The organism is Candidatus Acidiferrales bacterium (genome assembly GCA_035515795.1).
Classification (GTDB): domain Bacteria; phylum Bacteroidota; class Ignavibacteria; order Kryptoniales; family JAKASW01; genus JAKASW01.
Map to the genome: position 1 here is coordinate 36,247 of DATJAY010000030.1, position 20,970 is coordinate 57,216.

The 20,970-nt window shown below is 46.7% G+C and carries 15 protein-coding genes; all 15 read left to right on the plus strand.

Annotated elements, in window-relative coordinates; all coding sequences use genetic code 11:
• Positions 1-331 precede the first annotated feature (331 nt).
• The 15 genes from VLX91_12485 (at position 332) to alaS (ending at position 20,964) form a co-directional block, all read left to right on the plus strand.
• A complete protein-coding gene (locus tag VLX91_12485; protein ID HUI31023.1) occupies positions 332-1,054 on the plus strand; it encodes a transglycosylase SLT domain-containing protein in 723 nt (240 codons plus the stop codon).
• Positions 1,051-1,770: a phosphatase PAP2 family protein gene (locus tag VLX91_12490; GenBank protein ID HUI31024.1), complete on the plus strand. Its 720-nt coding sequence runs from the start codon at positions 1,051-1,053 to the stop codon at positions 1,768-1,770. Before VLX91_12485 ends, VLX91_12490 begins: the two co-directional genes overlap by 4 nt.
• Before the next feature lie 5 nt (positions 1,771-1,775).
• Entirely contained in the window at positions 1,776-2,741 is a 966-nt protein-coding gene (locus VLX91_12495) for an EamA family transporter (protein ID HUI31025.1), read from the plus strand.
• Between the two features lie 134 nt (positions 2,742-2,875).
• Positions 2,876-4,708 carry a M1 family aminopeptidase gene (locus tag VLX91_12500; GenBank protein HUI31026.1) on the plus strand — a complete coding sequence of 611 codons (1,833 nt, stop codon included), beginning with the start codon at positions 2,876-2,878 and terminating at the stop codon, positions 4,706-4,708.
• 250 nt (positions 4,709-4,958) lie between these two features.
• Complete coding sequence (locus VLX91_12505; GenBank protein ID HUI31027.1) at positions 4,959-6,980, plus strand: APC family permease; 2,022 nt, start codon at positions 4,959-4,961, stop codon at positions 6,978-6,980.
• 332 nt (positions 6,981-7,312) lie between these two features.
• Positions 7,313-7,882, plus strand: coding sequence for a 5-formyltetrahydrofolate cyclo-ligase (locus tag VLX91_12510; GenBank protein ID HUI31028.1), 570 nt, complete (start codon positions 7,313-7,315; stop codon positions 7,880-7,882).
• Between the two features lie 22 nt (positions 7,883-7,904).
• The gene (locus VLX91_12515; GenBank protein HUI31029.1) at positions 7,905-8,627 is read left to right on the plus strand and encodes a PspC domain-containing protein; all 723 of its coding nucleotides are present in this window, start codon (positions 7,905-7,907) and stop codon (positions 8,625-8,627) included.
• Entirely contained in the window at positions 8,627-9,160 is a 534-nt protein-coding gene (locus tag VLX91_12520; GenBank protein ID HUI31030.1) for a hypothetical protein, read from the plus strand. Before VLX91_12515 ends, VLX91_12520 begins: the two co-directional genes overlap by 1 nt.
• A 201-nt stretch (positions 9,161-9,361) precedes the next feature.
• Positions 9,362-10,633, plus strand: a complete 1,272-nt coding sequence (locus tag VLX91_12525) for a hypothetical protein (protein HUI31031.1) — start codon at positions 9,362-9,364, stop codon at positions 10,631-10,633.
• A 102-nt stretch (positions 10,634-10,735) separates the two neighbouring features.
• Positions 10,736-11,887, plus strand: coding sequence for a histidine kinase (locus tag VLX91_12530; protein ID HUI31032.1), 1,152 nt, complete (start codon positions 10,736-10,738; stop codon positions 11,885-11,887).
• The gene (locus VLX91_12535) at positions 11,859-13,058 is read left to right on the plus strand and encodes a histidine kinase (GenBank protein HUI31033.1); all 1,200 of its coding nucleotides are present in this window, start codon (positions 11,859-11,861) and stop codon (positions 13,056-13,058) included. The genes VLX91_12530 and VLX91_12535 overlap by 29 nt, the downstream gene beginning before the upstream one ends.
• A gap of 2 nt (positions 13,059-13,060) precedes the next feature.
• Complete coding sequence (locus tag VLX91_12540; protein ID HUI31034.1) at positions 13,061-13,870, plus strand: response regulator; 810 nt, start codon at positions 13,061-13,063, stop codon at positions 13,868-13,870.
• A 255-nt stretch (positions 13,871-14,125) separates the two neighbouring features.
• Positions 14,126-17,857: a pectinesterase family protein gene (locus VLX91_12545; GenBank protein ID HUI31035.1), complete on the plus strand. Its 3,732-nt coding sequence runs from the start codon at positions 14,126-14,128 to the stop codon at positions 17,855-17,857.
• A 149-nt stretch (positions 17,858-18,006) separates the two neighbouring features.
• Positions 18,007-18,357, plus strand: a complete 351-nt coding sequence (locus tag VLX91_12550; protein ID HUI31036.1) for an ATP-dependent Clp protease adaptor ClpS — start codon at positions 18,007-18,009, stop codon at positions 18,355-18,357.
• A 3-nt stretch (positions 18,358-18,360) separates the two neighbouring features.
• Positions 18,361-20,964, plus strand: a complete 2,604-nt coding sequence (gene alaS / locus VLX91_12555; protein ID HUI31037.1) for an alanine--tRNA ligase — start codon at positions 18,361-18,363, stop codon at positions 20,962-20,964.
• Positions 20,965-20,970: the final 6 nt, after the last annotated feature.

Consider the following 20,970-nt stretch of genomic DNA (forward strand, 5'->3'; position numbering starts at 1 on the left):
CCGGGCTTTACGACCTCTCTTTTTCAGCTTTCCGAAGGTAATTCGATTTTTCGTTTTCCAACGAGGACAATTCTTGATCTCTGCATACGGCGAAATTCGCTGAATTTAGATGGCTCATGTGATGCATGTCAATTTAAACCAAAAAAATGTTTGGGAAAATCAAAGAAACCAGTTATTATACTAATACAGAGTGAACCATTGGATAGAGAGTGTTGTTAAGTAGATAGATTCCACGGGAGAGGTACGGAGAGAGGTCTGGCATATATGTACCTCAATACATAAGAAAAGCTATGTTTTTCGAATAACAAGTCGAATTAATAATGGAGGATGGATGAAAAGGCCTCACATTCGTGGTCTGTTCATTAGAATAGTCATATTTGTGATTATAGGCGCAGCAATCGTCTTGACCGGTGAAATAGATGCTGCTCGCTACACATATGATAGTACTGTCGTTCCGGAATCGTCAATACCGAAACTTGATCGCAAGACGTACATTTTCCTCAGCGAGTACGGAAAGCAGCTCCAAAAAATATCTTATGAGTACGGAGTTGACTGGCGGCTTGCGCTGGCAGTTCTCAGGGCTGAATCAGGTTTCGATCCTGAGGCAACTTCATATAAGGGCGCATCTGGATTCATGCAGTTAATGCCGGTCACAGGGCTTCAATTGGCTTCCTCGCATAACGTCGATGATCTCTCAGACCCGGTTGACAACATCCTGCTGGGAGTAATTCAACTCAGGGATATGCTGAGAAACTACTCCGACTGCGATGGGGATGACAGGCTGGAACTTGCAGTTGCTGCTTACAACTGCGGACTGGGAAGAATTCAGGATGCACAATCGGTTGCAGAGTTCCTCGGTGACAAACCCACATTGTGGCTGTCCGTCAAGTCCGCACTTCCTCTTTTGTCGGTGAGATATTCTCCGCTGCATGAACATATTTGGCAAAATGGGAAACCGTCCTTCGGGACTTTCGGGAGCTATGAGGAAACCCTGACCTATGTTGAAAATGTGATGCACTATTATAATATTTACCGAAACGTTTTGCATGAATGAGAAATAGATTTTGTTTGCCCACCCGTCATGCAATCTGTGTGACGGGTTTTTTTTGTCTCTTTTTCACGGCAACATCCTTCAATTCGATAGCCCAGCCCAAGTGGGACGTAGACGTCTTCAGAAGCATTAACAATTCACGCTCCAATTTTCAAGATGCGACCGTCGGTGCAAACGATTACTCCGTCTTGCCGATTGCAGTTGCAACGCCTCTCATTTTCGGTAGTGTCGGTCTAGCGGAAAAAGACGGTTATACTTTTGACACAGGTGTCATGGTTGGAGTGACCGAGGTGTCGGCATACGCGATTTATTACATTCTGAAGAATGTGGTCGTGAAAAGAGATCGCCCTTATGGAACGCTCTCCGATGTTCACACGATGCACCTCGACACTGCAGACAAATATTCCATGCCATCGGGGCACACTACCGCCGCATTTGCGATTGCGACGGCGTTGACCTTTCGCTACCCGAAACCTTACGTTTATATTCCTGCGTATGCTTGGGCGGTGTTCGTCGGGTACGGGAGAATTTATATGGGTTTGCATTATCCGAGTGATGTTTTGGCCGGTGCAATTTTGGGAAGTGCATCTGCATTCGCAATTCATCTCATCAGTCCGCAATTGACTAAGTGGCGCCAGAGAATCCTCGGTGACGATCTCGGTGTGCAGTTAACTGCTTCGCCGGTACCGACTCTCGTCAACTTGAAAGTCAGCTTCTAAGAGTTATGCTATACTCCCGTGATGGCACGCTTCGAGCAATACCGCTCGGCATTAAAATCATGTTCGGTTACATTTTGATATGTCTTATTTGGGGAACGACTTGGCTTGCGATAAAATTTGCGATTTTTTCACTGCCGCCGTTCCTCAGCGCCGGAATCAGGTTCGCAATTGCCTCACTTCTGATTTTTCTAATTTTGAAAATTCGAAAGTACAAGTTTCGCTTCAATTTCAGGCAGACGATTTTTCTAATGTTAGTGGGCCTCGGTTCGTTCAGCGTGCCTTATGGCTTGGTTTACTGGGCAGAAGAAAGAATAACTTCAGGTTTAACCGCGACGACGTTTGCAGTGATGCCCTTTTTTGCGGCCATCCTGTCCAGGATTTTCCTAAAGACCGATGATCTTTCTTTTTGGAAGATCTTTGGGATCATCCTCGGATTTGCCGGTCTGTCCATAATATTTTGGGGAGACCTGAGGTTGGGTTCAATTGAATCTGCGGAGGGGATTCTCGCGGTGGTTGTAAGCGCGTTTGCAAACGCTTCGGTGGCGGTCGGCGTGAAAAAGTTCGGCAGGGAAATAGACCCGCTGTTCATCAATTTGATACCCATGACGTTGGGAGCGGTTACGCTTTTGCTCACGAGCGTTTTTGTCGAGAACTGGCAGGATTTAAGATTCGATGCATCGACCGTCGCATCGATTTTTTATTTGGCAATATTCGGTTCGATAATTGCGTTCACCATTTATTTTTATCTGCTGAAGCACATCAGTGTTGTACTGCTATCGGTGACGTCATTCATAACTCCTGTTCTCGCGTTAACCGCGGGCGCAATCGTCCTTGATGAAAAATTTCCACCGGGAATACTTCTTGGCGCTGCGTTGATTTTGTCAGGAGTACTCGTCTTAAACTTGATCGGTGAGGGAAGGCGTGGGCGTGAAGAAATTCGACGCGAGAGAAAAGAAGTGCCGACGGAATGAGATTGAGGGTTTCACCGGGAATTTACCATGCCGTCTGCACCTTGTTATTGATTTTCTCCGGCGGCTTGAATTGTTTCGCCCAAAATAGACGGCCCGTTTACACAGCAAATTACTCAAGCCATCACTCTTATGATATGATAGAATATAAGCTCTTCATGGACTGGTACGGTATTATCTCCGGTTCCTCCGATTCATATTTTGGGGTCATGCAGGTCACATTTCGCCCAGATCTTGTCACTCCGCTTAACAAAATGGACATTGACAATGATACCACTTATTTGCGTGTCGATTCCGTTGTTGCGAGTGGCAGAGCGCTTCAGCTCAATAGCGTCGGTTCCAAGTTGAACATAACATTGGATAAAAATTACAATGCAGGAGACACCGGAGTCGTTGAGCTGTACTACCACGTCGTGGAGCAATCCCCGAACTCACAGAAAGGTTTTTATTATTATTACGGCGGCGAACAACTTACCGCAAGTTACACTGTTCCGCACACACTTGCTTACACGATGAGCGAGCCGGCCGACGCGCATGACTGGATGCCGTGTTACGACGATCCATCTGACAAAGCGATGTGTGAAATATCCGTTCGTGTCCCGAGCGGTTACACCGCCGCATCAAACGGGACTCTTGTCGATGAAATCGACAACCATGATGGAAGCTTGACTTTCGATTGGAAGGAGAACTACCCTATCGCAACATATCTCATGTGTGTGACGGCGGCACGGTTTGCTGTGATCGAGAGAAGTTACACGAAAAGTGACGGCAGCACTATCCCAATTAGGTATTATGTTTATCCCGAAGATTCATCAGGCGCCCTTTCGAACTCTGATTGCAGCATCGACACAGTCGCTTCGATGATAAAATTCTACGAATCGCTTTACGGCGCATTTCCTTTCGACAAATACTGTATGACCGGAATTGAGCCTTTCGGCTATGGCGGCATGGAGCATCAAACCATCACGACGCTGCTGCGCAAATACGAATTTAGACGCGACGTTGTAGCCCACGAGCTTGCTCATCAATGGTGGGGTGACATGGTCACGCTCGGGACATGGAACGATATTTGGCTGAATGAAAGCTTTGCCACATATTCGGAAGCAATGCAGCTGGAGCATCTAAGCCAGTCGAGTTTTGAGAACGAGATGCAGAACTATGAAAATGAATACTTCAACGAGTACAGCCAAATCCAGTATGCTATCTATGCGCCGCCGCCGGGTTATGTTTTCGGTCTTGCTGAATACTACAAAGGCGCATGGGTGCTCAACATGTTGAGGTACATTGTCGGCGATTCAACCTTCTTCGCAATTTTCAGGACCTATCGTTCCGATTTCCAATTCGGAAATGCGGTGACTTTGGACTTTGAGAATGTTGTCGGTGAGGATACTCACTCAGACATGAGCTGGTTTTTTGATGAATGGATTTTCCAGCCCGGGTATCCTGTGTATTCGTACACTTACAGGAGAGAAGGAAGCTCGCTTGTATTTTATTTGAAGCAAGTGCAGACAAGTCCTCGAACCTTCAAAATGCCTGTTGAGTTTGCAGCTTATTTCCAGGGAGGGAAAACCATAGGAAGTTTTGTCGATTCCAGCATAACACAGACGTTCACTATTCCGCTACCGGTTCAACCTGATTCAGTCGTTTTTGACCCCGCTGACAAAATCATGAAGAGGGTTGTGCCATGGAGCGATACCACCTTGCCGTATTCATCATTATTGTTGAGCAGTTTCCCAAATCCGTTCACGCTGGAAACGCAGCTCGGATACACAATGCCCGCTGGAACGAAAGTCAGCTTTGAAATCTATGACGTGGTCGGGAGGAAGGTAAGAAATATCGATAAAGGTTACCAGGAAGCGGGTACTTATACAGTCAACTTCAACGGAAGTGGTCTTGCGAGCGGAGTTTATTTTTGCAGAATGTCGACAGATCTCGGAAATCGAACGATAAAGCTTTTGTTAGAGAAATGAGGATGGAAGAACCAGGAATGGTAATTTTGCTTGCTGAGAGCTGGTGGAAGGAAGTCACATCCTCAAAATAATTGCCCGATTTACATTATTTGCGCATAAAGGTTTGTTTTTTCCTGCCGCGTCTTATAGTTTATGCACTTGTGTGACTCAGTTGTTCAAGATTGTGAATGTGCGATCATCGCGAAGCGGGATCCTGACATACAAGATTTTTGGCGGGACGTGACTCAAGACGTACCATAAACGGGATTAAATGAAACAAGAATATATCGAAGTTCCTGAAGATTCAGGGAGCATCGATTTTAAAAAAGTCAAAGTTGTAGTCATAACAACCGTCATGCTGTCGTTCATTTCGTACTGGCGTGCGGCGGCGGTGGTTGTATCAGATCTCGGCTCGAGTGCGTTTTACGCGCTCGGGATAGCGGAGAAGGCTGTCGGTCCATCTGCACCATGGTTCATACTCTTCGTAATGCTGTTCTCTTACGGTATCCGTGCCGTCTATATCGAATCTTCGAGCATGTTCGTACGAGGCGGAGTCTACAGAGTTGTCCACGAAGCACTCGGTGCGACCGCGGCGAAATTTTCTGTCTCGGCACTGATATTTGATTACCTGATCACTGCTCCGATCAGCGCCGTGTCCGCCGGGCAATACATTGCCGGATTGATAAACTCAATATTTTTTATGTCGGGCATCAAGGTTGCCCTGTCGCCGGCTTGGGCTTCAGTTATCACCGCGGTACTCATCGAATTATATTTCTGGCGCAAGAACGTAATCGGCATTGAGGAATCGAGCGAAAAGGCGCTGAGGATCTTTCAGGTTACGCTTGCCCTGGCTATTCTATTATTGATTTGGTCGGTCGCCACGATTGTAGTTAAGGGAGGAAAACTTCCGGCGTTCTCGATCAATCTGTCCGATGATTCGCTCGGATGGCTCAAACATTTTGGATGGTTGAAGACGATAGGTATTGTCGGAGTGTTGGTCGGAATGGGACATTCCATTCTGGCCGTGAGCGGAGAAGAGACGCTTGCACAAGTTTATCGAGAGATAGAAGCACCTAAGCTGAAGAACCTGCTCCGGACGGGACTCATTATTTTTATCTTCAGTTTCGTTTTTACAGGCGTCAATTCGCTCTTCGCGTCGATGCTGGTTCCGGAGAAGGAATTGATGGGCGTCTACAACGACAACGCCTTGAGCGGCCTCGCGATGCATCTGATGGGTCCTCAGACTATTCTTCTCGCTGTTCAGGCATTCGTCGTAATTGTCGGATTCCTTATACTCGCCGGAGCAGTGAACACTGCTCTCATTGGTGCAAACAGTGTTTTGAACAGGGTGGCTGAAGATGGAGTTTTGCATGAATGGTTTAGGAAACCTCACCCGAGATTTGGAACGTCGTACAGAATAATAAACACTCTGGCGATCTTCCAATTGATTGTAATCGTACTGAGCCGGGGCGACGTTTTCCTGCTCGGCGAAGCATACGCGTTCGGAGTGGTATGGAGCTTTATAATGATAGCTTTCTCGATGATCGTCCTTCGTTACAGAGTAAAGACTCCGCGAGAGTGGAGTGTTCCACCGAACGTGAAAATTTGGAACTATGAAATCCCGATTGGACTGGGGTTTGTGTTTATCATTTTGTTCTCGCTCGGTTTTGTTAATCTTTTCACGAAACCGTTCGCCACTGAAGGTGGGGTCGCGTTTACTATCTTTTTATATACGATTTTTGTTTTTTCGGAACGTGCGAACACAAAATTGACAGCCGCAAGAGATTCGCAGCTGGAAAAGTTCAATGTCTATGCGCAAAATAGTCTTACTGCCAAAGCCGTCGGATGCAGACATCCGCAAAGGAAATTGGTTGCAGTGCGTGCACCGTATCGACTCCAGCATTTGGAGAGATGTCTCGAAGAAAATGATCCGGACAGTGTCGATATAGTTGTCATGACGGCGAAGGTAATTCCCGGGCAGAGCACGACGGTTCAACAGACGATCGATCTGCCCGAACAAACTCTCTTCAGCGAGGTCATTAAGCTGGCAGAAAAAGAGGGAAAGACGATCCTCCCGATTGTGGTACCGACGAATAATGCGGCGTATGCGGTCGCGCATACGGCAGTCGAGGTTGGCGCCGATGAAGTGTTTCTCGGCGCATCGGAGCGATACCCTGCGGAATATCAGATGCAGCAGTTCGCGTTATATTGGGGAATGGTTGAGGCTGATGAAAACCACCACGTTGCAATTCGAACGATCGGCCGTACAAGTGATGTAAGGCTTGAGATCTAATAGACCTGAAGCCACCAGGTGAGTAGCGAAAAACTCTAAACGCCGCGTTCTGGGTTATTAATCTTCCTCACTCATTCCGAGTTGCCTGGTTTGCATTTGTCTGGTTGATTTGTGATATTTTAAACGAAGGTCTCCTCCCGGGATTGGAGAGACGGGACGAACTAATCACTTATTAAGTTCATTGAAGATTGTGTTTCAGATCATAGCCTTATTCCGTTGTCGGAATGTTATATAAGGCGGATCTGGACGCATAGACTGAAACCATTTGTCGACAAAAAAAATTCGCCGATACATTACCGCGAGCCTGTGATTTCGATTAGGAGAAAAGTCAATTGACCGAGAAAGAAAAAATTAGGAAAACTATTTTGCAGCTGCGCGAGGAGTTGTCCGAGGATGAGGCTCTTCAACGGAGCAAACTCGTTCTGACGCAGCTGGAGAATCTGCCGGAATATAGGAATGCCGGACTTGTTCATACCTACGCTTCTTCCAAGCCGAATGAAGTCGATACAATCATGCTTATCGCACGGTCTTTTGCACGTGGAAAGAGGATAGCACTTCCCGTCATAGTGGACAAGAAAGAGCGGACGTTAGACTCGTCCGAGCTCATGAACATCGGTGATTTGACCGACGGCCCTTTCGGGATCAAAGAGCCGAAAGTCTTTTCCAGCATCGCAATTGAAGAAGTGGATATGTTTGTTGTGCCGGTCGTCGCGGTCGATAGGACGGGCAACAGGATCGGATGGGGATTCGGATATTATGATGGGCTGCTGCGAGCGCAAAATAAACCCAAGGTAGCTCTCGCATATAAATTCCAAATTGTTGATTCGATTGAACCGACGGAAGAAGATGTCAAGGTTGACTATATCGTTACGGAAGACGAGATCATAAAAGTAAAAAAATAGAGTCTGTCTGAAATATTCCGCGATGGATGAGCAACGATCCTCACATAGTCAAGGCGCGAGGAAGCTGTACAAATCAAATTCCGATAGAATGATCGACGGGGTGTGTGCCGGTTTTGCCGAACACTTTGGGGTCGACCCGTCAGTTGTGCGACTCGCTCTTATTGCATTAACGATTCTGAATTTTGCAGCGGGGATGATTTTCTATATTGTCTCTATGGTAATCATGCCGATTAAATCCTCAGCTTTGTCCGGTCCATCTGAGTATCAAAAAGAAACGTCAAGGAAGAAAAATTCTGAGGCGGCAGCTATAGTTGGAATAGTTATCGTCGTTATTGGAGTCATACTGCTGTTCCACTACGAAAGGATTTTCTCGACGATATTTGTCCCTCGGTTGGGGATATTGAGCCTGCATTCTGTCGGGAATTTATTGCTGCCGATCATTCTCATTTTGACGGGAAGCATATTTCTGATGGCGCGAAGAAACGAATCGCATCAGGAAACGCTTGAGAACGAAGGCTCTCAAGTGACTTCTCATGGCCAAAGCGCCTTTGATAACACAAATCGTCTTTTCCGGTCGTCCTATGATAAGAAAGTCGCCGGGGTATGCGGAGGAATAGCTGAATATCTAAAGATAGACTCGACATTAGTAAGGCTGGCATTTGTCTTGGCGGCGGTCGCCTCGTTCGGAATGGCTCTGATTCTTTATTTTGTCTGTGCTTTAGTTATTCCGATGGAGAAGATATGATGGAACGCGCAGCGGACAAAAGAGGAAGTGTCGGTACGTTTCTTGTGGGAGTGCTTCTCCTCGGGCTGGGTGTGCTCCTTTTAATGAGCCGGGCGGGGGTTCTCAGTTTAGATTTTGAACGGATCATTGCCTTCATGGTTCTCCTGTCGGGTGGATATGAGGCGATCACTGCGTTCGCGTCCTCCAACCACGGCAGATTATTTTGGGGATCAGCGTTGTTTTTGGCGGGACTCCTCGTGCTTCTCGTCGCCTATGATCTTGTTCCCGGTGCATGGAATCAGATATGGCCTTCGGTTCTTATCATCCCGGGTTTGTCGTTCTTGATGTTGTTTTTTTCCAACGTCAAAGAGTATCGCCTTCTAGTGATCGCGGTGCTGTTTGTCGCATTCGGGTGGATAGGGATGATGATTGCGAAGGGCGACTTCAATTTCAGCGATCGTTTGTTCGGTTTGCTGCGTTTCATCGTTTCAGCGGCAATAGTTCTAGCGGGTTTCTATTTAGTCTGGAAGAATTTTTTCAGAAGAAAATATTGATTCGATAAGGGCGGAATCGAGCAGGGAGATATTCCACAGATTGCCTGCGCACTTTGGATAATTGAGTGGCGATATTTAGTCCTGGGACACCTCGTAACTTGAAAATACTTCGGAGAGGAACTACATTTTGATTGTAGTGATGTGGGTATGAAAGGCGGCCAAGTTTGTTTTGAGTAAGTTTTGTATCAAAGGGAGGCTAACGTGGACAGAATCAAACTCGTATGCAGCGTAGTATTTACTCTACTCATTGTTAAGGTGGCTTTCTCCCAGGAAAAACAAATCAATCCGGACTATCTTGACTCACTTCTGATCGCCGGTGATTTCAAGACATTCATTGTAAGTTGGGAGGAGTTCTCTCAGAATTTTGCAGTGCGCGGAATCCCTTCGGAAGAAGCAGAGGATTATGATACACTTACCCAAAGGCTTCGCCAATTGCCGATAGCAAATGCGGGACGGCTCCAGGAGCTTTCCGGAATTTTTGAAGCATCTTATCTGGATTTGATAACATGTCCTCGCGGCGAAAAGGCAAGTCTCGAATGTCAGAAGTTTGTAGACGCCGCGGCAAACCAGCAGTACTTTGTTGCATTGGAAGATTTCTACGCTGCGCTTTGCTTTATGAATAAGTATGTTCAATCCGGAAAGAAACGCCTTCGGGATGACTATGCCATGGCAGAGGAATTATATCTTGGCGGCAAGTACGACGAAGCGTTGCGGTTGATAGAGACTTTTGAGGATGAGAGTCCGTCGAATCCCGCTTTCGTCATTCTTAAAGATTCATTGTCGTTTCCTTATTCGGAACTTAGAAGGAAAATAGAAACGAAGAAAGCGGAATTAGAATTCGTTTCAGAGAACAACTACGATAGAAAAAACTTTACTCTAAGTGTTGATCTGGACATGACGGCATACCAGAAACCCGCCGATGATCCCGGGATGATCTTGAGGTACAAGGGGAGTCCTAGTCCTAGTAATTATGACATTTATCTTAGAGATCTGCCTGTGGGCATCGAGGGCAGCTTTGATTTGCAGGCTGAGTACAATTTAAGCAGGTCGCTTTCTTTCGGTGCACGGTGCGCAATTGGAACAATTCAGAATGCCGACTTAGAAACCTTGGAGGGCACGGTGCATCTGTCTGAGAAATTCTATTCAGCCGGGATCGTTGGGACGTATTTCCCAGCATGGTCCTCGTTTGTAAAACCTTACTTTCGATTGGAGTCAGGTGTCATCCAAGTGGTGAGGGGGGAAATGCAGCTTGATCCTTCCAGCGCCTGGTACTCGGAATACTTTCCTGTATCCGAAATTACGAAAACTTATCCGGAAATTTTGGGAGAAATAGGAGGCGAATATCAGATTAAAGGCAGCAATCTATTCTGTTTTGGCGCCCATTTGTTAGTCTCTGATGTTTTTGGAAACACAAGTCTCATTGAGCATTTTAGTTTCGGCGGCGGGATACAAGTCGGAGTGAATCTCTTTTAAAGATAATCGATATATCTCCTCTCTCTTGACGTAACGACTGCTTTGATAAGTAGCTTGGCGGGCACTAAATTTCATCGAAACATCACTGGTATGCTTATGCGAATGGATAAGAAGTTCGTCGCCTCAATTGTTAGTATGTACTCTCGCGGTCCGTTTCCCATTTTCCTATTTGGCGTACTGACGGTTGTTGCTCTCGTAGTTGCGATGCAGCAATTCTATATCATCAACTACAACACAGTAACGAGATATGACCTTATCTGGCACGTTCCGTTCAATCTATTCTATTTCTGGTACTGGTTCACCATTTTGCCAATCATGTATTGGATCATCATTGATTTCAAACCCAGAAGATACAACGCATTGTATTGGACCTTTTTATATTTCCTCATGCCCATCGGGATTGTACTCATTCATCAGGTGATAGCTTCGGTTACGATAAATCTGTTCCTCGGGTATTCCGACTTTTTTACTCTCGTATATAAACGAGTGGTGCGTAATCCGTGGGTGGGAATGGATCTGACCCTCTATTTTGCGATCATGATAGCGATAAACATTGTTGAGTATCAACAGAAGAACAAAGCGGACGAATTGAGGTTGGCGCAACTTCAAGCGCAGCTTGTGCAATCCCAGCTGAGCGCACTCGAAAGTCAGCTGCATCCGCATTTCCTCTTCAATACCCTGAACGCTGTTTCGACTCTCATATTAAAAAGGGAAAATCGAGAAGCGGAGAGAATGCTTCGCTTGCTTCATGAATTCTTGAAATCGACTATATATCAAAATGAAAGACACGAAATCACCTTTAGGGAAGAAGTCCGATTCATCCGGCAATATTTGGAAATTGAAAAAGTGCGATACAAAGACCGGATGGAAATCGAATTAGATATTGGAGAAGAGACTTTGGATGTGTTTGTTCCAAATTTACTTTTGCAGCCGGTACTTGAGAATGCGATACGTTATGCAGTTGCAGCGAGAAAATCCAAAGGGATTGTCAAGATCACGTCGAAGCTGGAAGACGGCCGTCTGAAAATAATGGTCGAGGACAACGGGCCCGGTTTGGTTGTCCCGCCGGAGAAAAAATCGAGAGAAGGGCTGGGACTGAAAATAACTAAAGAGCGGCTGGCCCATTTTTGCGGAGATAAATATCTCTTTGAGCTGGAACCCTCTTCTCTCGGGGGATTGAAGGTTAGAATGGAGATCCCGTTCGTGAAACGCGAAGAAAATTCTTATGGCTCGCTGGTTTACAGTCCTGCATGAAGATATTTCTAAACATGCTCGTTTTCACGCCGATGAATCTCAAAGCGGGGAGATGGTGAAGCGCAAAGAATATGAGCTGAACGTTCTGGCTCCCCTTTTTGTGGTGTTGACTTTAGTGGCCGTCGTTAACACTCTGCAAGCGTATTATGTCTTCTTCAATGGCGATCGCTCGTTTTCCAACTTCATGCGGTTCCTGACCTCAAACACAATCTATTGCTGGTACTTTCTAATTCCTGCCTTGATAGTAAGATGGCTCTCCAGGAGAATTTCGCTGAGGAGGGAGTTGCTGTTCGGTTGGGTGCTGGTGCATCTGACAACGCTCTTTCTCTCGCTGGTCGTTCACCAGATAATTTCTTTGGAGGTTGACACAGCTCTTTTGCTGAGGAACGGCGCAACCTTATTCGGTGCGTTGCTTAACAATCCGTCGGTGTGGGAAGATGTTGTGGTTTATGTCTTGTACGTCTTGGGCTTTTATATGATCGAGTACAAAAGGATCGGCCGCGGAAATGAAATTCGACAAATGCAGCTCGAAATAAAAATTTCGAAGGCGAGGCTGCTTGAGCTGAAGGGGAAAGTGCACCCGCAGTTCTTATTTAGCACGCTGGAAACAATTACGGAGCTTGTAAGAAAGAAGAAAAACAGGGAGGCGGACAAAGCGCTGTCATTGCTTGGCGATTTCTTGAGAGCATCGGTGTACAACAGAGAACAAGAAGAAATTACATTGGGAGAAGAGATTCACCTGCTCAACCAATACCTGGCTATAAAAAAAATCAAGAGGAAAATCAAAATTACCGAGAACATCGACGCCGAATTGATGAATACATGGGTTCCCAATTTTATCCTCCAGCCGATCGTGGAACACCTCATAACGCGCAATGAGGATTCCAATGATATTATGCTCGGGATTGGAGTCAGCGCATCCAGAGAGAATGACGAGCTAACTATAGCCGTAAACACTGAGAACGCAACTTCTGACAATGCATCAGAAGGCGCCGGCGACATCGAAACGATTATGGACGTTACAAAAAGAAGACTCAATCAATTGTACGCCCATCGCTGCGAGGTGAGGCATGAAGTGAATGGTGAAAACAAAGAGTTTATCGTGGTGCGGATACCCTTCCGTAACAGTTTGTACGACAAAAAAATATCCATCGTGGAGCAGAAACGTTGAATGTGCGTGCGGTCATAGTCGACGATGAGCCTCATGCCAGAGAAGGCATAAGAATCCGCCTTGAAAAATATAGAGACATCAAGGTCGTGGGAGAATGTGCCTCCGGTTCAGAAGCCGTCGAAGTAATAAATGAATTGGAACCGGATCTTCTGTTCCTTGACATACAGATGCCCGGAATAAACGGGTTCGAAGTTCTGCAGAGGATAAAGGTCGATACATTACCGGTAATCGTTTTCATCACCGCCTACGACAAGTACGCAGTGAAAGCTTTCGAGTACCATGCGCTCGATTATCTTTTGAAACCGATCAACGAGGAGCATTTCGATGAGATGATCCGAATTGCCGTCTCACAGATCAGCCGCCGCAATTTTGAATCATATGCCGATAAACTGGAATTGCTTGTAAAAGATTATCTGAAACTTGCAAAGGGAGAATACGTTGTGCCGCAGGTTCGGTCAGGCGATTCTGCTAAAGAGTTTCTTAGCTGTCTGACGATCAAATCTAAGGGGCAAATTTCATTGGTACCGGTTCAGGAAATCGACTGGATAGAGTCGGCTGGTGATTATGTATACATTCATTCGAATGGACGTAAACAAATCGCACGCGAGACGCTTGTCTCGCTTGAGCGGAGAATGGATCCGCGAAAATTCGTGAGAATACATCGTTCAGCAATTGTAAATCTTGAGAAGATCAAAACCCTCAAACCGAATGAGCATGGTGATTATGAAATCTGTCTTCAGAACGGAGATCGCCTGAAGTTGAGCCGATCTTATCGAGGACATTTTCAAAAAGTGATCGGCAGTTCAATCTAAGTAACCGTTAACTTGTAACTCCGTTTCGTCCCTCCCCTTCTCCTTTTCGCCGAAGCATTATCCAACTAATCCCATTTTTGTTTAATAAGAGGCGCGCAAAAGCGAACTTGTCGCCGAGCTTCAAGGATGAGCGTTGGCCCTGTTCTTGGTGAACAAAGAGATCCGCTTTGGGAGTAGCCTTAGAGGCCACGAAAGCATCATGACGATCGGGGGGCCGCAAGAAAGTTATCGATTCTAAAAACGTAGGGAGAAAAGATGAAACGAAAGATACTCTTTCAGAGTTTGGCGATTGCATCACTAATAGTGTTGATGGTGTTCGATGGTAAACTGGTTGCCCAGTCGGCGGGCGATTTTAGGTCGCACCAGACAGGTAATTGGAGCAACGACACCACGTGGGAACAGTATAATGGTACAACATGGGTCACGCCGGCTCCAAGTACGCCGACAGGAACCGAGAACATCACGATCCAATCAGGCCACACGGTTACGATCGATGTGACCCTTTCAATCACTGGCTACTTGAAAAATCAGGGGACCATTTCCGGTGCAACTGCATCAAACTTAGCGTTTGGGTCGGGCGGAACCTACGAACATGCAGAGATCGGAGGCAGCCTTCCTACCGCTACGTGGGGAACAGGATCGACCTGTCTTGTAACGGGTTCCACATCTGCACAACCCGGTAATACCGTTCAAAATTTATATAACTTCACATGGAATTGTCCAAGTCAGAGTGCAAACGTGAATTTAGGATGGGACAACGTCGTAATCGGTGGAAACGTAACTGTCACTTCATGCAATGGCATAAGTTATCAGTTAAGGTTAACGAGTGCTGCAACTACCAGAACAATTAGGATATTAGGAAATGTCATAGTTAATGGTGGCTATCTCACTGTAAGCGGCTCAAGCAGCAGTGCGCAATACAACACTACTGTGATGGGCAACATTGATATTCGAAGCGGGAAATTCAGCCTTTGCACCGTAGGCACGTCATACACTGCAAACGGCACATGGTGGCTTTGTGGTGACAGTCTCGTAGTTTCCAGTGGAGCCAATTTTGGCGCTCCGTCGAATCCCATTATTGGCACGCGATTAATATTCGCGAAGAAAAATGGCACACAATATTATTTGAACAATGGCGGTACGAACGGAAACTTGAACTATGGCATTGACAGCAACGCCACGGTACAACTGAATTCGCCGCTGACAGTGGGAAATAGTACGACAGGTTTCCTGGTCATGACCAGCGGGAAATTTGTCACTACTTCTACGAACTTGATGACTTTGGCCGTCGGCGCAAGTGTGACAACTGGCAGCGGTTATGTCAGCGGACCACTAGCTACGATAGTTAATATCTCGTCTTCAAAAGCACTCACTTTGCCAGTGGGAAAAGATTCAGTTTATCGTCCTGTGATCCTGACTCTTACTCAAGATGCGGCCACCTCGACAACGTATACCACAGAACTCATCAACTCCACGCCTGCATCAAACACGTTGCCATCCACCCTCGATGCTGTTTCTACAGCAAGATATTTTCACATAGTGAAAGGCACAGGCGCCAATGTATCGAGCGCAACAATCCAGTTGAATTATGATACCAACGATGGAGTTGATGTAAGCAACAAAGATTATATAAGAATTGCGAAGGATGATGGTGCAGGCAATTGGATAAACCTTGGTGGAAGCGGGACGGCGAATAATACCGGCAGCATACTCTCTAATACGTTCGGCACATCAACTTCTCTTGGAACCCTAACGACAAATGATTTTGTCATCGCCCATGTAAATCCTGCTTCTGTTCCTGTCCCTCCCACGTTGACGACAGACTCTCTCATCAATATATCTACCACCTTTGCGACAAGCGGCGGTGTTATTTCTAATGATGGTAACGCCGCGATCACGGCAAAAGGAGTTTGCTGGAACACGACCGGAACTCCAACGACATCTGACAATTTTACGAACGATGGAACGACCTCAACTCCTTATACGAGCTCGATAACGGGTCTCAGCGCCGGTACCACGTATTACGTTCGAGCTTATGCGACAAACAGCGCCGGCACCGGTTACGGTAATCAGGACACTCTTGTTACGTTGGCAGTTCTCTCTGCACCCACTGTAACTACCAGTGCGGTGACTAATATCGTGAACACCACTGCAACAGGGAACGGAAATGTTACTGCGTGGGGCGGTTCTACTGTGACTGATCGAGGAGTTTGCTGGAGCACGTCCCACAATCCTACTTTGGCGAATGATTACAACAGTGGTGGTACAGGGACAGGCGCATTCACCGCTCCTATCGGCGGACTCACGCTCGGCACGACATACTACGTACGCGCTTACGCCACCAATAGTACCGGAACAGCTTATGGCAATGAGGTATCATTTGCTACCCCGGCACCTCAACCCGACGTTTATAAGATTGTGGCGAAAGATGGAAGTGGAGACTACACAACTATAACAGATGCGTTCAACGCTGTTACCAGCAATTATACCGGACACTGGTTCATCGGTGTCAAGAACGGAACGTATTATGAAAAGCCCTTGCTTGCCTCGGGAAAAATAAACGTCGTTTTGATCGGTCAGAATAGAGACAGTACGATCATAACTTATGACGATTACGCCGGAGACAATCGGACGACAAATGGTGTCACGAGCAGCGGCACAAGCACTTCTTATACATGCGCCATCGATGCTAATGATTTTCAGGCGCAGAATATTACCTTTCAAAATACCTCGAATGCCTATGCTCCAGGCTCTACGTCAGCTCAGGCAGTTGCGCTCCGAACGCACGGTGATCGACAGGCGTATTACAATTGCAAAATGACTGGTTACCAAGATACGTATTACACATGGGGTGGATCCGGCCCAGGACGTATTTACAACAAAAATTGCTACATCGAGGGAGCGGTAGATTTCATTTTTGGAGAAGATGTTGCCTTGTTCGATAGTTGCACGATTTATTGCAATCGCGCGGGAGGCACATTGACTGCTGCGGCAACCTATTCCGGCTATTCGTACGGCTATGTGTTTTCGAACTGCACCATTGCGTCCATTGCTGCCGGAGATACTGGATGTGACAACAAACCAATGACTTCTTTCTACCTGGGGAGACCCTGGCAGAATTCACCTGAAACGGTTTTCATCAATTGCTATGAGCCGGGAACTGTTAACTCGGCCGGTTGGACGACGATGGGTCCTGCACCATCTCTGTATTCCGAGCATGGATGCTACGGACCCGGTTCAGCTTTAAGCAGGGCCGTGATATGGACTGCTACGAGCCAGCCGTCAGCGATAACCGATTCACAGGCGGCGTTATACACTGTTGCGAACATATTTTCCAAGAGCAATGCGGGCTCGGGCTTTTCGTATGCGGCAAACTGGACCCCGTCGATGATTGTCGCTAACTCTGCTGATTTGCCGCTTCCTGTCGAAATGGTGTCATTCACTGCCAGCTACGCTGAAAATGGAGTTACACTGAATTGGTCGATGTCTTCTGAACTGAACAACTCCGGCTGGGATGTTGAAAGAGCAGTAGTGAAAAGCGGCGCCCAACCTGAGTGGCAGAAAATTGGCCATGTTAACGGGACGACGAACAGCACAGAGTTGACGAAATACAGCTTCGTAGATAGAAAAGCGTTGAGCGGCATTTTCAATTACAGGTTGAAACAAATGGACATCAACGGGAACTATAAATATAGCAACCCGATACAGGTAAAAATAAATATACCGACGAAGATAGGCCTGTGGAATTATCCGAATCCGTTTAATCCGACCGCGACCTTGCGATATGCAGTGCCGAAGGAAGGCAAGGTAACTTTGAAAGTCTACAACGCGGTCGGGCAATTGGTCGCAACTCTCGTGGATGAAAACAAAGATCCCGGGATGTATGAGATCCCGTTTGAAGGATCCGCATTTTCGAGCGGCGTGTACTTTGCCCGATTGAACGTAAACGATCAAGTGATGATCACTAAAATGTTGATGATCAAATAGGACATCGACCGCTGCTTGAGTCGAGTTAGGTTAACTTCAAACCCCGACCGTTTCTCCTCGGTCGGGGTTTTCTTTTGATTCTCTGAAAGATCCTGCGGACAAATCTTGAAAGAGACTCGTCATAGGTTTATATTTTACAGAGGTTTACAATGGTTCTATCCGATCCCGCGAATACGATTTTTGATCCGCAGGATACCGCTGGCAATATTTCTGATCAGTTGACCGAAGAAAAGCCTCTCACGATTGAAGATGAAGAGATCACGTCGGGCGAACAAAACCCGGCGAGAGTCATTCTGTTCAATGATGCATGGCACACATTTGAGGAAGTCATAGGACAGATCATAAAGGCAACCGGATGTGATACGAAAAGAGCTGAACAGATCACTATGGAAGTTCATACGAAAGGAAAAGCGGTAGTCTTTGAAGGCGAAATGACCGAATGTCTTCGTGTCAACTCTGTATTGGAAGAGATTTCTTTGCATACACAAATTGAAGTATGATTGATGAATTCAAATGAAGTAAGAAATAGTTTTGTAACGTTCTTCGAGAATCACGGTCACAGGTTTGTTCCGAGCTCTCCGGTAGTTCCTTACGATGACCCGACACTGCTTTTTACAAATGCCGGCATGAATCAGTTCAAGGATGTGTTCCTTGGAAAAGGGAAGAGAGACTACACCCGGGCCGTCGATTACCAGAAATGCATCCGCGTGAGCGGGAAGCATAACGACCTTGAAGAAGTCGGCCATGATACGTACCATCATACTTTTTTTGAAATGCTAGGCAACTGGTCCTTTGGAGACTATTATAAGAAAGAAGCGATCGCGTGGGGGTGGGAGCTGCTGACCGGAGAATGGAATCTGCCGAAAGAGAAATTGTATGCGACAATTTTTGAAAATGACGACGAAGCATTTGAGATTTGGAAAAAAGTAACGGACATCGGCCATTCGAGAATTTCCAGATTCGGCGCAAAAGACAATTTCTGGGAAATGGGGGAAACCGGTCCTTGTGGTCCGTGTTCGGAGATCCACATAGATTTGGGCGATGGGATTTGCACAAAGAGCCACAAGCATGGCGTGAATGTCAGCGGCTGCGCTCGATTTATAGAGATATGGAATCTCGTTTTTATTCAATATAACCGGAATGAGTCCGGCAGCCTTGAGCCGCTTCCGGCAAAACACGTCGACACGGGAATGGGATTTGAAAGAGTTGTCTCGGTCCTGCAGGGGAAAAAATCGAATTACGATACGGATGTGTTCACTCCGATAATTTCCGGGATTCAGGAACTGACGGGGAAAAAATATGAAGGCGAGCGGAATCAAATAGCGATGCGCGTGATTGCAGATCACGTCCGTGCGCTGACTTTTGCAATCGCCGATAATGCAAACCCATCGAACGAAGGGCGAGGCTATGTCTTGCGGCGGATATTGCGTCGAGCCTCTCGTTACGCTCGCAATCTGGATGCTCACGATCCGTTCATTTACAACCTAGTCGACGTTCTTGTAAAAAATATGGGCACAGCATATCCGGAGATTTCTTCATCGCGCGAGAGGATCAAGGAAGTGATAAAGTCCGAAGAGGAAAATTTCAACGAGACTCTCGACCGCGGTCTGGAGATATTCGAGGACGTCGCGAAAAGGGCGGAGAAATTGGGAAAGAAAATCATTCCGGGCGAAGATGCCTTCAAGCTTTACGATACTTACGGATTTCCGGCAGATCTCACGAACTTGATCGCGCAGGAACGCGGACTCCAGATCGATATGGCAGGCTTTGATAAGTTGATGGCTCAGCAACAGGATAGGTCGCGTGAGGCGACTAAGAAAACTTTCAATGTCAACCTCGGCGATACGGGACAGCTTGATGATTTATTAAGCAAGACAAAGAGCGAGTTTACCGGTTACGATACCACGGAAAATCCTGCAAAGGTTGTTGGGACCAAGCATATCGGCAATGAAGACTATATCCTTCTGGACAAGACGCCGTTTTACGCGGAGTCTGGCGGACAAGTGGATGACACCGGCATAATCAGCGTAGATGAATCGAAGCTTCCTGTCCTCGATCTAGTGAAGGTCGACGACAAAATTGTCCACATTCTGGAGGGGGGTACGGACAGCGTCCTTCAGATTGGGAAAGATGTCGTTGCACGGATTGATAGCAAGCGTCGCCTGGAAATCATGCGCAATCATAGCGCCACGCATCTGTTCCATGCGGCTTTGAGGAAGACGCTGGGCGCTCACGTCCAGCAGGCGGGTTCACTCGTCGATCCGGAACATATGCGATTCGATTTCACTCATCACAAAAAAGTATCACCGGAAGAAATCCGCGATATCGAAGCTATGGTGAATGAAAAAATCCTGGAGCGGATCGAGTTGACTCATCACAGAAATATTCCATTTGAGCAAGCAAGGAAGATGGGTGCGCTGGCGTTTTTTGGCGATAAATACGGCGACAGAGTGAATGTGGTGCAGTTCGGCGATTTCTCCATGGAGTTCTGCGGGGGAACTCACGTTCGAAACACGAGCGAGATCGGGTTCTTCAAAGTCATGAGTGAATCGAGCATTGCGAGCGGCGTGCGAAGGGTCGAGGCCGTCACCGGCAGCGGAGTCGAAAAGCTGATTGAGAATTTGACTGCACGCGCGGACGAGAAAGAGAAAGAAAAGGAAGAACTTGCTGAGCGCATCAAAAATCTCGAAAAAGAATTGAGCGGTTATCGCGTGCGAACGGCCATGACTACAGCGGATGAGCTTTTCAACCATGCCGATGGAAATGCTGATGTTGGAGGAGTAAGAGTGATTTCCGGCTTGATTGAAGTTGAATCCGATGACGAATTGAAGCAGGTCGCGGATCATCTGAAAAGCAGAGTTGAGAGCGGCGTGATAGTGCTCGGGAGCAAGGTCCAGGATAAGGCATTGTTTGTCGCTTCGGTTTCTTCCGATTTAATTTCAGAAAAGCATCTACATGCCGGGAAAATTGTCAACGAAATTGCGAGGAAAGTCGGAGGCGGAGGCGGAGGAAAACCGAACTTCGCTACCGCGGGCGGAAAGGACCATGAAAAAATAAATGAAGCCATTTCCGGCGCTTCGGAAGTTGTCAGGAAATTCTTAAATTGAACAACA

Excerpts from the sequence above, each read along its gene's own strand:
- VLX91_12500 (HUI31026.1), top strand. The coding sequence starts at position 2,876 with ATGATAGAATATAAGCTCTTCATGGACTGGTACGGTATTATCTCCGGT.
- VLX91_12520 (HUI31030.1), top strand. The coding sequence starts at position 8,627 with ATGGAACGCGCAGCGGACAAAAGAGGAAGTGTCGGTACGTTTCTTGTG.
- VLX91_12495 (HUI31025.1), top strand. The coding sequence starts at position 1,776 with ATGCTATACTCCCGTGATGGCACGCTTCGAGCAATACCGCTCGGCATT.
- VLX91_12550 (HUI31036.1), top strand. The coding sequence starts at position 18,007 with ATGGTTCTATCCGATCCCGCGAATACGATTTTTGATCCGCAGGATACC.
- VLX91_12505 (HUI31027.1), top strand. The coding sequence starts at position 4,959 with ATGAAACAAGAATATATCGAAGTTCCTGAAGATTCAGGGAGCATCGAT.
- VLX91_12545 (HUI31035.1), top strand. The coding sequence starts at position 14,126 with ATGAAACGAAAGATACTCTTTCAGAGTTTGGCGATTGCATCACTAATA.
- VLX91_12490 (HUI31024.1), top strand. The coding sequence starts at position 1,051 with ATGAGAAATAGATTTTGTTTGCCCACCCGTCATGCAATCTGTGTGACG.
- VLX91_12485 (HUI31023.1), top strand. The coding sequence starts at position 332 with ATGAAAAGGCCTCACATTCGTGGTCTGTTCATTAGAATAGTCATATTT.
- VLX91_12535 (HUI31033.1), top strand. The coding sequence starts at position 11,859 with ATGGCTCGCTGGTTTACAGTCCTGCATGAAGATATTTCTAAACATGCT.
- VLX91_12515 (HUI31029.1), top strand. The coding sequence starts at position 7,905 with ATGGATGAGCAACGATCCTCACATAGTCAAGGCGCGAGGAAGCTGTAC.
- VLX91_12530 (HUI31032.1), top strand. The coding sequence starts at position 10,736 with ATGGATAAGAAGTTCGTCGCCTCAATTGTTAGTATGTACTCTCGCGGT.
- alaS (HUI31037.1), top strand. The coding sequence starts at position 18,361 with ATGAATTCAAATGAAGTAAGAAATAGTTTTGTAACGTTCTTCGAGAAT.